This is a genomic window from Streptomyces sp. NPDC006458, assembly GCF_040612135.1.
Taxonomy (GTDB): Bacteria; Actinomycetota; Actinomycetes; order Streptomycetales; family Streptomycetaceae; genus Streptomyces.
The window spans coordinates 52,046-65,722 of the sequence record NZ_JBEXPR010000009.1; the positions used below are offsets into that span (position 1 = coordinate 52,046).

Consider the following 13,677-nt stretch of genomic DNA (forward strand, 5'->3'; position numbering starts at 1 on the left):
GGAGGGTGTTTGGCGGTGTTTCACGTGAAACACCCTTCCGGGCGGACTCAGTGCGAGGCTTCGGCAGCGATGTGGTGCGTGCCGATGCGCTTGCGGAACACCCAGTACGTCCATCCCTGGTAGAGCAGGACGATCGGCGTGGCGACGGCCGCGCACCAGGTCATGATCTTCAGGGTGTAGGGGCTCGACGAGGCGTTGGTGACCGTCAGGCTCCAGTCCTCATTGAGCGAGGACGGCATGACGTTCGGAAAGAGGGACAGGAAGAGCATCGCCACGGCGGCCACGATGGTGACGCCGGACAGGGCGAAAGCCCATCCTTCCCGCCCGGCCCGGACCGCCACGAGCGCCACGACCAGAGCCGCGACCGCCACGACCAGCGCGACCAGGCTCTCGCCGTCACCGCTTTCGACCTGGGTCCACATCAGGAAGACCAGCGCGGCCGCGGCGGCCACCAGTCCGACCTTCAGCGCCAGTGCCCGCGCCCGCTCACGGATGTCGCCGACGGTCTTCAGCGCCGTGAACACCGCCCCGTGGAAGGTGAAGAGGGTGAGCGTCACCAGACCGCCGAGCAGCGCGTAGGGGTTGAGCAGGTCCCAGACGTTGCCGACGTACTCCATGTCGGCGTCGATCTTCACACCGCGCACGATGTTGCCGAAGGCGACGCCCCAGAGGAACGCGGGGAGCAGCGAGGACCAGAAGATCGCCGTCTCCCAGTTGCGCTGCCAGTTCTCCTCCGGCCGCTTGACCCGGTACTCGAAGGCGACACCCCGGACGATCAGGCAGACCAGGATGAGCAGCAGAGGCAGATAGAACCCGGAGAAGAGGGTGGCGTACCACTCGGGGAAGGCGGCGAAGGTCGCGCCGCCCGCTGTGAGGAGCCAGACCTCGTTGCCGTCCCAGACCGGGCCGATCGTGTTGATCAGCACCCGCTTCTCGGTCCGGTCGCGGGCCAGCAGCTTGGTGAGGATGCCGACCCCGAAGTCGAAGCCCTCCAGGAAGAAGTAGCCGGTCCACAGGACGGCGATGAGGACGAACCAGACGTCGTGCAGTTCCATGACTGAGCAGCTCCCTCGGCCTAGTACGAGAAGGCCATCGGCTTGTCGGCGTCACGGGGGTCGCCGCCGATCTTCGTGGGCGGGTTGAGGTCGGCCTCGGTGAGCTCGGGCGGGCCGGCCTTGATGTACTTCGCCAGCAGCTTGACCTCGACGACAGCGAGGATCGCGTACAGCGTGGTGAAGACGATCATCGAGGTGAGCACCTCGCCCTGGGACACACTGGGGGAGACCGCGTCACGCGTCCTGAGCACCCCGTAGACGACCCACGGCTGACGGCCCATCTCGGTGAAGATCCAGCCCCAGGAGTTGGCGATCAGTGGGAAGGCCAGGGTCCAGATCGCGATGCGCCAGTACCACTGGGTGAGCTTGGGGCCGAGGGCCTTCTTGCGGAACAGCACCAGGTTCGGCACTTCGTCCTCGCCTGCCCTGAGCGCCCGCGGGAGCAGGAACTTCTTGCGTGTCAGCCACAGTCCGGCCAGGCCGATCGCGAACGACGCCATGCCGAAGCCGATCATCCAGCGGAAGCCCCAGTACGCCACGGGGATGTTGGGCCGGTAGTCGCCGGGCCCGTACTTCTCCTGCTCGATCTTGTTGATGTCGTTGATGCCGGGCACGTACGAGGTGAAGTCGTCCTTGGCCAGGAAGGAGAGCAGTCCGGGGATCTCTATGGCGACCTTGTTGCGGCCGGCGTCGACGTCACCGTAGGCGAACACGGAGAAGGGCGCGGGCGCCTCGCCGTCCCACAGCGCCTCGGCGGCGGCCATCTTCATGGGCTGCTGCTCGTACATGATCTTGCCGAGCGTGTCGCCGCTGAGCGCGGTGAGCAGGCCACCTATGGCGACGGTGACCAGGCCGAGCCGCAGCGAGGTCTTCATCTCGCGGATGTGCCGCTTGCGCAGCAGATGGAAGGCGGAGATGCCGACCATGAACGCGCCACCGGTCAGGAAGGCCGCGGAGAGGGTGTGGAAGGCCTGGGCGAGCGCGGTGTTCTGGGTGAGCACGTGCCAGAAGTCGGTCAGCTCCGCCCGGCCCCGCTCCTGGTTGATCCGGTAGCCGACCGGGTGCTGCATCCACGAGTTGGCCGCGAGGATGAAGTACGCGGACAGGATCGTGCCGATCGACACCATCCACATGCAGGCCAGATGGATCTTCTTGGGCAGCTTGTCCCATCCGAAGATCCACAGACCGATGAAGGTGGACTCGAAGAAGAAGGCGATCAGGGCCTCGAAGGCGAGCGGTGCGCCGAAGATGTCACCGACGAAGCGCGAGTAGTCCGACCAGTTCATACCGAACTGGAACTCCTGCACGATGCCGGTGACCACACCCATCGCGATGTTGATCAGGAACAGCTTCCCCCAGAACTTGGTCGCCCTGAGGTACTTCTCCTTCTCCGTCCGCACCCAGGCGGTCTGCAGTCCGGCCGTGAGGGCGGCCAGCGAGATCGTCAGCGGAACGAACAGGAAGTGGTAGACGGTGGTGATGCCGAACTGCCAACGCGCCAGAGTCTCGGGCGCCAAAGCCAATTCCACGTCGTCGTCTCCTTACTCGCCGTGGACACAGCGGCAGTTTGCCCCTTTTGTCTCGCCCATCAGCGGAGCAACCGGGACACGCTTGTGAACGCGTTCACATTCACAAGCAATTATGACGCACTGATTTTCGGACTGGACAGGGGGGTCCCTCCTTGGCCTTCAGGTCACCCTCTTGGCGGCAACTTCAACATCTCGTTGAATTGCCAGCCATGCAGACACGCCCCTCTTCGACGCGCATACGGATCTCCTGGCCAGGGCCAGCTGCCCGGCCCCGCGGGACACCTCACCGCGAGCCTCGACGACACCCCGACCACACAGGCCCTCACCAAGGCGCTGCCCCTCGTCTCCACCGCCGGCACCTGGGGCGAGGAGGTCTACTTCGACACAGGCGTCTCGGTTTCACGTGAAACCGGCGCCCGACAGATCGTCGAGCCGGGCACGGTCGCCTGGACCGACGGCGACGCCCTCGCACTCCCCTACGGGCCCACACCGATCTCCCGGGGTGGGAATGCCACCTCGCGAGCCCGTGCAACGTCCTCGGCCGCCTCGACGGCGACCCCCGCCTGCTGGCCACGGTCCGTGACGGGGACCCGATCCAGGTGGAACGCGTCGAGCCGTGACCGGCCCCCCGGTTCCCGGGGACCGATCACGGCTCGACAAGGGCGGTCTCAGATCTCCTTGCGGAAGCCCTCCGCCGCCTTCAGGAAGATGTCGTTCGCCTCGACCTCACCGACCGTGACCCGCACGCCCTCGCCGAGGAACGGCCGGACCACGACCCCCGTCTGCTCACAGGCGGCCGCGAACGCCGCGGTGCGCTCCCCCAGCCGCAGCCACACGAAGTTGGCCTGGGTGTCCGGCACCGTCCAGCCCTGGGCGCGCAGCGTGTCGACCACACGCGTGCGCTCGCACACCAACGAGCCCACCCGGCCGAGCAGTTCGTCCTCCGCCCGCAGCGAGGCGACCGCCGCGTCCTGGGCGAGCTGGCTGACCCCGAAGGGGACCGCCGTCTTGCGCAGCGCCGCCGCGACCGGCTCATGGGCGATGGCGAACCCGACGCGCAGACCGGCCAGACCGTAGGCCTTGGAGAAGGTCCGCAGGACGCAGACGTTCGGCCGGTCCCGGTACAGCTCCACGCCGTCGGGCACATCGGCGTCCCGGACGAACTCGCGGTAGGCCTCGTCCAGCACGACCAGCACATCGCCGGGCACCCGGTCCAGGAACCGCTCCAGCTCGGCCCGCCGCACCGCCGTCCCGGTGGGGTTGTTGGGGTTGCAGACGAAGATCAGCCGGGTCCGGTCGGTGATCGCGTCCGCCATCGCGTCCAGGTCGTGCACATCGCCGGACGTCAGCGGCACCTGCACCGAGGTCGCGCCGCTGATCTGGGTGATGATGGGGTACGCCTCGAAGGACCGCCATGCGTAGATCACCTCGTCGCCGGGACCGGCGGTGGCCTGGATCAGCTGCTGGGCGACACCGACGGAACCGGTGCCCGTGGCCAGGTGCGTCACCGGCACTCCGAAGCGATCGGCCAGTTCCTCCATCAGGCCCGTGCAGGCCATGTCCGGGTAGCGGTTGAAGGCATGGGCGGCCGCGGTGACGCTCTCCATCACGCTGGGCAGCGGGGGATAGGGGTTCTCGTTGGAGGACAGCTTGTACGCCACCGGCCCTCCGGCCGCGGCCGGCCTGCCCGGCTTGTAGGTGGGGATACCCTCCAGCTCTGCGCGCAGCTTCGGGCTCGTCTCGCTCACCGCAGTCCTCCTCGCGATCACCGGCGGTCCGTCCGCACCGCCGGCTTCCAATGCTTCTCACCTTAAGAGGATTCGGCCCGCCTGCGTATGGGTCAGCGCACACGTACTGCACCTCGTTCGGCTCCCCCGCGCCCGCGCGGGCAGCGCTCGCCCACCCCGGGACAGTGCGCCACACACGTCACACCGACAACAGGGGCATCATCGGAGGAAGGCGCACGAATCGGGGGCGCGCCCTACATATATCTATGCGCCGGTAGCTTGCGCCGTGGCGCGCATCCCTCGTGAAGGTGAGTTGAGACCTCTTCGAAACATCGGGTAGTTGGCAGGCGGGTGCGCGCCGACAACCCACGTACCACAGGAGAAGCCGCTAACTCCCTTGCTTTCAAAGGGAATTAACCCCAGTCCGCCTTGCAGAAACGTGCCTGTCAACGGGTGCATATGCGTCCGCACTACCCCACCGCATGAGCCCTACTATCGGCTCGCCATGACAGCAGCAGGGAAGCACCAGGTGAGCCGCGCGGAAACCTCACGCCGAGGCAGCCGTCCGGGACGGGCGGGCATCAGAGACGTGGCCGCCGCGGCCGGGGTCTCCATCACAACCGTCTCCGACGCCCTCAACGGCAAGGGCCGGCTCCCCGATGCCACCCGCCGCCATGTCCGCGAGGTCGCCGACCGGCTGGGCTACCGCCCCTCGGCCGCCGCCCGGACCCTCCGTACCGGCAAGTCGGGCCTCATCGGCCTCACTGTGACGACCTACGGGGATGAACCTTTCACCTTCACCGAGTTCGCGTACTTCGCCGAGATGGCCCGCGCCGCCACCTCCGCCGCCCTGGCCCGCGGGTACGCCCTCGTCATCCTCCCCGCGACCTCCCGTCACGACGTGTGGTCGAACGTGGCCCTGGACGGCACGGTCGTCATCGACCCCTCCGACCAGGACCCGGTCGTCAGCGAGCTGGTCCGCCAGGGTTTACCGGTCGTCTCCGACGGCCGCCCGGCCGGCTCGCTCCCCGTCACCGCCTGGGTCGACAACGACCACGAGGCCGCCGTCCTCGGCATCCTCGACCACCTCGCCGACGCCGGGGCCCGCCGCATCGGCCTGCTCACGGGCACGACGACCGACACCTACACGCATCTGTCCACCACCGCCTATCTGCGCTGGTGCGAGCGCGTCGGCCAGGACCCGGTCTATGAGGCCTACCCGGCGCACGACCCCTGCGCCGGCGCCGTCGCCGCCGACCGGCTGCTCGCCCGCCCCGACCGCCCCGACGCGGTCTACGGCCTGTTCGACCCCAACGGCACCGACCTGCTCGCCGCCGCCCGCCGCTACGGGCTGCGCGTCCCCGAGGACCTGCTGCTGGTCTGCTGCAGCGAGTCCACGGTCTACGCCAACACCGAGCCGCCCATCACCACCCTCTCGCTCAAGCCCCGCCGCATCGGCACGGCCGTGGTCCAGCTCCTCATCGACGCCATCGAGGGCGTCGAGTCGGACCACCCGGTCGAGCAGGTGATACCGACCGAACTGATCGTCCGTACGTCCTCCCAGCGCCGTCCGACCCGCCGTACGGTCAGCCCGCCGCGCTCCCCCGACGAGGGGTGAGCGGCGGGGCCGCTCCAGCACCGCGCCGAACCGGCTCCCCGCCCCGCTGAAAGCCGGACCGCCGGCCCCCTCGCCCCCCGCCTCGGAGGGCCGGACTCAGGCGCCCACAACGCGGGCAGGGAGCCGATTGGGCGGGGCTCCGCTCACGGAACGGGGCGGTCCGGTTTCGCCCCGCCCACGACACGATTCGAAAAGCGGCTCCGCGGGGGCGGCCGCCGGGGCTAAGGTCGGCCCAATTGGGGCGAAAGGCGCGGTGAAACTGAGTCCTCTTCCGATTCACCACCCCTGGGTCATCACACGGCACGATCCGCATTCCTATGATGGGCCCACGGCACCGCGGGCTGCTGCGACCAGGCAGTCCGACCGGGTGCAGATGCGTCGCGATGGTGGAGGGGTCGATGACTCAGGGGGCCGGTCAGGGACCCGAGGTGGAGCGGACGGCGACGTTGCGCGACTTCCGGGTGCCCGCGTATGTCCACGAGACCGGCCCGTACCCCGCGCAGAGCGCCCACCCCGGCGATGCCGTCCCCGTCGCCGAACCGCTCGACTTTCCCGAGGGGTACACCCCCACTCAGCGCGATCTGCCTGTCATCAATCGGGGTGACACGCTCCAGGTGACCGTGGACCCCGCGCCGGCACCCGTCGAGCGCCCCACCACCGGCCCCGGCCCTCTGTTCGTGGTCGGCGACGTGCACGGCTATCTCGACGAACTGCTGGCCGCCCTCCGGGAGAAGGGCCTGATCGACGCCTCCGGCCAGTGGTGCGCGGGCACCGCCCGGCTGTGGTTCCTCGGTGACTTCACCGACCGCGGCCCGGACGGCATCGGCGTCATCGACCTCGTGATGCGGCTGTCCGCCGAGGCCGCCGCGGCCGGCGGCTACTGCAAGGCCCTGATGGGCAACCACGAGCTGCTGCTCATCGGCGCCAAACGCTTCGGCGACACCCCCGTCAACTCCGGCGCGGGCACCGCCACCTTCCAGGCGGCCTGGCTGCTCAACGGCGGCCAGAAGACCGACATGGACCGCCTCCAGGACCACCACCTGCAGTGGATGTCCCGCCTCGACGCGATGGAGGAGGTCGACGGCCATCTCCTCGTCCACTCCGACACCACCGCCTACCTCGACTACGGCGCCTCCATCGAGGAGGTCAACGACAACGTCCGCGAGGCCCTCACCCGCAATGACGCCGACGAGGTCTGGGACCTGTTCCGCAAGTTCACCAGGCGCTTCTCCTTCCGCGACGAGGGCGGCGACGCCGTGCGCTCGCTACTGGACGTCTACGGCGGCACGCGCATCGTGCACGGCCACAGCCCCATCCCCTACCTCCTGGGCGAGGTCGGCTCGGAGGAGGGCGAGGACAGCGGCGGCCCCTCCGTCGAGGGCCCGCACGTCTACGCCGGCGGCCTCGCCATCGCCATGGACGGCGGAGTGACCATGGCCGGAAAGCTGCTGGTGCAGCAACTTCCCCTGGATAAGTAAGCGTTCACAGGGCAGGAGCCCCAGATGCACGCACGGGGAACGGGCTGCGCCGGCCAGGACCCAATTTCTGCAAACCCCCTGTCACCGGCCACCGTCACCGCTCTACCATCGGCTTATCCGTAGCAGGCTCCCCTCCGTTTCTGCCCGACGGCTCGTCAGCGTGCGAGCCCCAAGCCCTACGGAGCATCGGGGGATGCACATGAACAGCGTTCCGCAGAACCTGCTGAGCGAGGACCGCCACGAGTACGAGCGGATCCTCGATGAGGCGCTGCGCTCCGCCCCAAACCGTCCGGAACTGGCCGCTGTCGGTCAGCGGCTCAACCCCGAGCAACTGCGCACCATGGCCCTCAACGCCACCGCGCTCATCACGGCCGCCGCGGCGACCGAGTACCAGCACTACGTGAAGGTCCGCGAGGAACTGCGACGCCCGCAGTCCAGCCCGTCCTCCGTGCGCGAGTCCGGCTCCGCCGATCAGGGCACGGGCACGGTGGGTCTCGCCTCCTCCATGGGCGAGGTGGCCGAGACCGTCGGCGCGGGGGCCATCGCCGTCGTCGCGGTCCTGGCGCCGGTCCTCGCCGGAACCGCCGCCGCGATCTTCCTTCTCGTCGGCTACCTCCTGAAGATGCTCGATCCGGACCGGGCGTTCGCCGAGACCATGCTCACGACGGGCTGGGTGTTCGGTGCCGTCACCGCCGTGGCGATCCTGGTCGCCGCCGTCGGCCTGCTGCTCACCGCTCTGCGCAACAAGCCCTCACGGGAGACCGGCCCCTACGGCGAACCCGACGGAGAGGTGGAACAGGCCAGGCAGGCCTGGCGCGGGGCCCTCCTGGAGCGCGGCATCCTGCCGTTCCTCCAGGACGCGCTCAGTACCTCGCGCCCGGTACGACTGCCCCGAACCTCCTCGCCGGCACCCACGAGCCGCATGCCGCACCTCGGCTACGACCGACCGGGCTTCACCAGCCCCGGTGAGGGCCCGGCTGCGGGCCCCCGTCCGAGATACACCAGCCCGGACTTCACCAGCCCCGAGTTCGGCGGCCCGGAACATCAACCGGACTGACCCCGGCTTGCGCCCCCATCTCGGGGGCACAAGCCGAAACCGGCGGGCTGCTCAATCGGTCCGCGGCCGGTCCGCGTTCAGTGCCCGATCAGTCCGCGATCGGCAGGTACACCCGGTTGCCCGCCGCCGCGAACTCCTTCGACTTCTGAGCCATGCCCTCCTCGATCTCCCCCTTGGTCCCACCGTGCTCACGGCGGATGTCTTGGGAGATCTTCATCGAGCAGAACTTCGGCCCGCACATGGAGCAGAAGTGGGCCGTCTTGGCCGGCTCGGCCGGGAGCGTCTCGTCGTGGAACTCCCGGGCCGTGTCCGGGTCGAGGGCCAGGTTGAACTGGTCCTCCCAGCGGAACTCGAAGCGGGCGTCGGACAGGGCGTCGTCCCACTCCTGGGCGCCGGGGTGACCCTTGGCAAGGTCGGCGGCGTGGGCTGCGATCTTGTACGTGATGACGCCGGTCTTGACGTCGTCACGGTTGGGCAGACCCAGGTGCTCCTTGGGCGTGACGTAGCAGAGCATCGCCGTACCCCACCAGGCGATCATCGCGGCGCCGATGCCGGAGGTGATGTGGTCGTACGCCGGGGCGATGTCCGTGGTCAGCGGGCCGAGCGTATAGAACGGAGCTTCATCACAGATCTCCTGCTGAAGGTCGATGTTCTCCTTGATCTTGTGCATCGGGACGTGCCCGGGGCCCTCGATCATCGTCTGCACATTGAAACGCTTGGCGATCCGGTTGAGTTCCCCGAGCGTCCTCAACTCCGCGAACTGCGCCTCGTCGTTGGCGTCCGCGATCGAGCCCGGCCGCAGGCCGTCGCCGAGCGAGTACGTGATGTCGTAGGCCGCGAGGATCTCGCAGAGTTCCTCGAAGTTCTCGTAGAGGAAGCTCTCCCTGTGGTGCGCCAGGCACCAAGCCGCCATGATCGAGCCGCCGCGCGAGACGATGCCCGTCTTGCGGTTGGCGGTCAGCGGCACGTACGGCAGACGGACGCCCGCGTGGACCGTCATGTAGTCCACACCCTGCTCGGCCTGCTCGATGACCGTGTCCTTGTAGATCTCCCAGGTCAGTTCCTCGGCCCTGCCGTCGACCTTCTCCAGGGCCTGGTAGAGCGGAACCGTGCCGATGGGGACGGGGGAGTTGCGCAGCACCCACTCGCGGGTGGTGTGGATGTTGCGGCCGGTGGACAGGTCCATGACCGTGTCGGCGCCCCAGCGGGTCGCCCAGGTCATCTTCTCGACCTCCTCCTCGATGGAGGACGTCACCGCGGAGTTGCCGATGTTGGCGTTGACCTTCACCAGGAACCGCTTGCCGATGATCATCGGCTCGATCTCCGGGTGGTTGATGTTGGCCGGCAGCACCGCCCGCCCTGCCGCGATCTCCTCGCGCACCACCTCGGGAGAAACGTTCTCCCTGATGGCCACGTACTCCATCTCCGGCGTGATCTCGCCCCGGCGGGCATACGCGAGCTGGGTGACGGCCTGGCCGTCCCGTCCGCGGCGCGGCAGCCGGGGACGGCCCGGGAAGACCGCGTCCAGATTGCGCAGCCCGCCCCGCGGCGAGGTGTGCCGCAGGCCGTCGTCCTCGGGGCGGACCGGGCGGCCCTCGTACTCCTCGGTGTCGCCTCGCGCGACGATCCAGTTCTCCCGCAGCGGCTGAAGGCCCTTGCGGACGTCCGTATCCACGGATGGATCGGTGTACGGGCCGGAGGTGTCGTAGAGCGTGACTGCCTGGCCATTGGTGAGGTGCACCTGACGGACCGGCACCCGCATGTCGGAGCGCGAGCCCTCGACATACGCCTTGTGCCAGCCGATGGACTTCCCGGCCTCGCCGCTGTCTGCGCCGTCGGAGACGGCGGAGATCTGCGCGGAGGCAGGCGTGCGTACGTCCTTGGTGGTCATGAGACCTACTCCCTACGCCGGCATTACCCGGTAACAGGTTCGGCGGTCGACGCAGCGGTCACCGTCTGCCGGTGTTTCGTGTGGAACGCCATGTGTTCCACGTGAAACATCGCGAAGACGGAGGTCAGCGCCCTCTCAGCCCGGTGCTCCGAGCTCCCGCGTGTACAAAGGTGTCCCCACGCTAGCGTCACTTCGGGCGCGGTGAACAGGGGGCCCCTGCCGTTCTTGCGATGATCGGGCGGTGACCACACCGCAGCAGCCTCCGTTTCCGCCGCCCGAACCCCGCCGTCACGGGCCCGTTGAGGGCCATGGCCCTGGTTCCGGTGGAGGACAGGGGACGGGTCCAGGGGATGGACACGGGAACCCCCCGGGGCACGGGGATCGCCCCGGGCACGGGGACTCCCACGAACACAGCGACCCGCACGGACACGGGAACTCCCACGGGCGCGGGCACGGACACGGGAACTCCCATGGTCACAGTCACAGCCATGGACCGGCCGCTCCCGTCTCCCAGCATCTGCGGAAGGTGATCGCCGCGATCCTGGTCCCGTTCGCGGCGGCGGTCGTGGTGGGCCTGGCCGTGCTGTGGCCCGGTGGCGCGCCCGACCACGAACGCACCGGCGTCGGCTTCGACCGGCAGACGGAGCAGGCGACGGTCACCAAGGTCGAACCGGTGGACTGCAAGGCGGCCGGCGTCTCCGGCGTCCCACCGACCGGCGACACCTCCACGGCCGAGGGCTCCTCGGCGGTGCAGCAGGCGAACGGCGACTGCAAGACGGCGACGATCCGGGTCGACACCGGTGAGAACAGCGGGCGCACGTTCACCGAGATCGTCCAGCCCGACCAGTCGCGGCAGTTGCACGAGGGCCAGGAGGTCGTGGTCGCCTACGAGCCCTCCGCACCGGAGGACCTCCAGTACTCGGTCGCCGACGTGAACCGGCGGCTGCCCCTCACCGTGCTCGCCGGCATCTTCGCGGTCGCGGTCGTGCTCGTGGGCCGGATGCGCGGTGTAATGGCGCTGGTGGCGCTGGCCATGAGCTTCATGGTGCTCAACTTCTTCATCCTGCCCGCGATCCTCCAGGGCTCGAACCCGCTGCTCGTCGCGGTCGTCGGATCGAGCGCCATCATGCTGATCGCGCTGTACCTGTGCCATGGCCTGTCCGCGCGGACATCGGTGGCCGTTCTCGGCACGCTGATCTCGCTGCTGCTGATCGGCGTGCTCGGATCGTGGTTCATCGACTGGGCGGCGCTGACCGGCAACACGGACGACAACACCGGTCTGATCCACGGGCTGTATCCGTCGATCGACATGAGCGGTCTGCTGCTCGCGGGCATCATCATCGGTTCGCTCGGTGTGCTGGACGACGTGACGGTCACCCAGACCTCGGCGGTCTGGGAGCTGCACGAGGCCAACCCCACCATGGGCTGGCGCGGCCTGTACCGCGCCGGCATCCGCATCGGACGCGACCACATCGCGTCCGTCGTGAACACCCTCGTCCTCGCCTACGCGGGCGCCGCGCTGCCACTCCTGCTGCTGTTCTCGATCGCGCAGAGCAGCGTGGGCGCCGTCGCCAACAGCGAGCTGGTGGCGGCGGAGATCGTGCGCACGCTGGTCGGCTCGATCGGTCTGGTGGCCTCGGTTCCGGTGACGACGGCCCTCGCCGCGCTGATGGTCGCCTCCGACCGTCCCGCCTCGTCCCTCGCCGTCGCCGAGTCGACGGGACCCTCACCCGTCACCGCCCGGCCCGGCCGGGGCCGCCGCCGCAAGCGTTAGGGCCGTCCTCCGGATCGGGTCGGCTGCGAAGAACAGCGTGTCTCACCCGGGACGAGCCCCCAGGTGAAGCGTTACGGCACCTCGGCGGCCGTGACGCTTCACCCCGCGCTCTGTTCCTCGGCCAGGATGCGGTCCAGCGCCTCGTCCAGGTGGGCGTCGAAGTCGGCGAGCGAGGTCTCCTGGCCGAGCGGCACCAGCTTGTCGGTGCGGTCGAGGAAGGCCACCAGCGGCGCCGTCGAGGAGCGGAACAGCGCCTGGTCGCTGCCCACCTGCAGTCGGATCAGCACCTCGCCCAGCGACTCCGGCTCGACCGGCGCGACCCTGACGTCACCCTCGCCGCTCGGCCGGCCCACGCCGTCGATGAGCAGCTCCCGCCCGAACGCCCAGGTCACCGGGGCATCACCGGGCAAGTGGAAGGTCAGTCGCACGGCATAGGGATCACAGGTTTCGTAGCGCAGTTCCACCGGGATCCGGAACGAGAGCTCCTCGGAGACGAGAAAACTCATCATGACCTCTGCCTGCACCGACTCGCGCATCGCCTACCCCGTCTTTTGCCGTCGACTGGCCGGGAATGATCCCTTGATCCTGGTGGCATCTTGCTCAACGTGCACATCAGATCACAAGGAGTGAGTTTTCAGATACTGATAGAGATCGCCAGCGACCCCAGAAGGCGCCCGATCTCGCTCTGCAGTTGCCGTGCCGCCGGGATGAGCCGAGCGGCCTGCTGGGCGGGAAGGGAGATGGCCATCGTGGCGGCCGTACTGCCCATCGTGATCGGAATCGCGGCGCAGACCGTGCCCAGCGCGTACTCCTGACGCTCGATCACCGGGTCCATTCGTCCCATCCGGTCCAGCCTGCGCAGCAGGCCGCCCTGGTCACGGATGGTGTACGGGGTGATGGACTGCACCGGGTAGCGATCGAGGTGGTCGCGGCGGTCCTCGGGGGCCAGCTGGGACAGCAGACACTGGCCGATAGCGTGCGCATGGCCGGTCTCGCGGAAGTCGGCCCACTCCTCCACGGCGGGATTGGCCGGGGTGTCCGAGACGCAGACGACCTCGATCTCACCGTTCCGGTACAGCGCGTAGTACACCGGGACACCGATCGAATCTCGCCATCGCGCGAGAGCCTCCACCATCGTGCTGCGACGTTTCTGCTGCTCACCGCTGCCGGCCAGCTGTTCCGCCGCCGAGCCGAGGAAGAACAGGCCCTTGTCCCGGCGCAGATAGCCCTCGTGCACGAGGGTGCGCAGCAGGTGGTAGGCCGTCGGCAGGGCCAGGCCGGTCTCGCGGGCCAGTTGCTTCGCGGGAGCCCCGTGTTCGTGTCCGGCGGCACTCTCCAGCAGACGCATCGCGCGTTGCACCGAGCTGATCAGGGTCGTGGAGACCGGGTGCGGGGGCCGCGCGCCCGGGGGCACCGGCTGCTCGGGAGGCCTGGTGAGGGACCCGCCGGGGGCCGCGCGCCCGGGAGGCCGGGCGAGGGTGCCGGTCGGGGCGGGGGGTGCGTAGGGGTCAGCGGGGGCGGTGTCAACCGTGGCCAAGGGTCACTCCC

Annotated in this window: 10 protein-coding genes, 1 pseudogene and 1 riboswitch; of the genes and pseudogenes, 5 read left to right on the top strand and 6 right to left on the bottom strand. The window is 68.9% G+C overall.

Annotated features, from left to right (window positions below; genetic code table 11):
- Positions 1 to 47 precede the first annotated feature (47 nt).
- Together cydB and ABZZ79_RS14225 are read right to left on the bottom strand one after the other, a co-directional pair.
- Positions 48 to 1,055, bottom strand: coding sequence for a cytochrome d ubiquinol oxidase subunit II (gene cydB, locus ABZZ79_RS14220; protein ID WP_356689212.1), 1,008 nt, complete (start codon positions 1,053 to 1,055; stop codon positions 48 to 50).
- 20 nt (positions 1,056 to 1,075) lie between these two features.
- A complete protein-coding gene (locus tag ABZZ79_RS14225) occupies positions 1,076 to 2,584 on the bottom strand; it encodes a cytochrome ubiquinol oxidase subunit I (protein WP_356689213.1) in 1,509 nt (502 codons plus the stop codon).
- A gap of 209 nt (positions 2,585 to 2,793) precedes the next feature.
- Between ABZZ79_RS14225 and ABZZ79_RS14230 the strand changes: the two are divergent.
- A pseudogene (locus ABZZ79_RS14230) lies at positions 2,794 to 3,204 on the top strand (cyclophilin-like fold protein).
- A gap of 48 nt (positions 3,205 to 3,252) precedes the next feature.
- Here ABZZ79_RS14230 and hisC read toward each other — a convergent pair.
- Positions 3,253 to 4,332, bottom strand: coding sequence for a histidinol-phosphate transaminase (gene hisC, locus ABZZ79_RS14235; RefSeq protein WP_356689214.1), 1,080 nt, complete (start codon positions 4,330 to 4,332; stop codon positions 3,253 to 3,255).
- 484 nt (positions 4,333 to 4,816) lie between these two features.
- On the opposite strand from hisC, the gene ABZZ79_RS14240 reads away from it, so the two are divergent.
- The 3 genes from ABZZ79_RS14240 (at position 4,817) to ABZZ79_RS14250 (ending at position 8,464) form a co-directional block, all read left to right on the top strand.
- On the top strand, positions 4,817 to 5,929 hold the full coding sequence (locus ABZZ79_RS14240; protein WP_356689215.1) for a LacI family DNA-binding transcriptional regulator: 1,113 nt from the start codon (positions 4,817 to 4,819) through the stop codon (positions 5,927 to 5,929).
- 383 nt (positions 5,930 to 6,312) lie between these two features.
- Positions 6,313 to 7,407 (top strand): metallophosphoesterase, encoded by a 1,095-nt coding sequence (locus ABZZ79_RS14245; RefSeq protein ID WP_356689216.1) that lies wholly within the window; start codon positions 6,313 to 6,315, stop codon positions 7,405 to 7,407.
- 193 nt (positions 7,408 to 7,600) lie between these two features.
- Complete coding sequence (locus ABZZ79_RS14250) at positions 7,601 to 8,464, top strand: hypothetical protein (RefSeq protein WP_356689217.1); 864 nt, start codon at positions 7,601 to 7,603, stop codon at positions 8,462 to 8,464.
- Positions 8,465 to 8,552: 88 nt separating this feature from the next.
- On the opposite strand, the gene thiC is transcribed toward ABZZ79_RS14250, so the two are convergent.
- Positions 8,553 to 10,355, bottom strand: coding sequence for a phosphomethylpyrimidine synthase ThiC (gene thiC, locus ABZZ79_RS14255; RefSeq protein WP_356689218.1), 1,803 nt, complete (start codon positions 10,353 to 10,355; stop codon positions 8,553 to 8,555).
- Positions 10,348 to 10,525: riboswitch (TPP riboswitch) on the bottom strand. (Overlaps the previous gene by 8 nt.)
- Positions 10,526 to 10,596: 71 nt before the next feature.
- On the opposite strand from thiC, the gene ABZZ79_RS14260 reads away from it, so the two are divergent.
- Complete coding sequence (locus tag ABZZ79_RS14260; RefSeq protein WP_356689219.1) at positions 10,597 to 12,129, top strand: YibE/F family protein; 1,533 nt, start codon at positions 10,597 to 10,599, stop codon at positions 12,127 to 12,129.
- Between the two features lie 98 nt (positions 12,130 to 12,227).
- Here the strand turns inward: ABZZ79_RS14260 and ABZZ79_RS14265 are convergent, their stop codons facing one another.
- Both ABZZ79_RS14265 and ABZZ79_RS14270 read right to left on the bottom strand, forming a co-directional pair.
- Positions 12,228 to 12,665, bottom strand: a complete 438-nt coding sequence (locus tag ABZZ79_RS14265) for an SsgA family sporulation/cell division regulator (RefSeq protein ID WP_356689220.1) — start codon at positions 12,663 to 12,665, stop codon at positions 12,228 to 12,230.
- Between the two features lie 98 nt (positions 12,666 to 12,763).
- Positions 12,764 to 13,543, bottom strand: a complete 780-nt coding sequence (locus ABZZ79_RS14270; RefSeq protein WP_356689392.1) for a helix-turn-helix domain-containing protein — start codon at positions 13,541 to 13,543, stop codon at positions 12,764 to 12,766.
- Positions 13,544 to 13,677 lie beyond the last annotated feature (134 nt).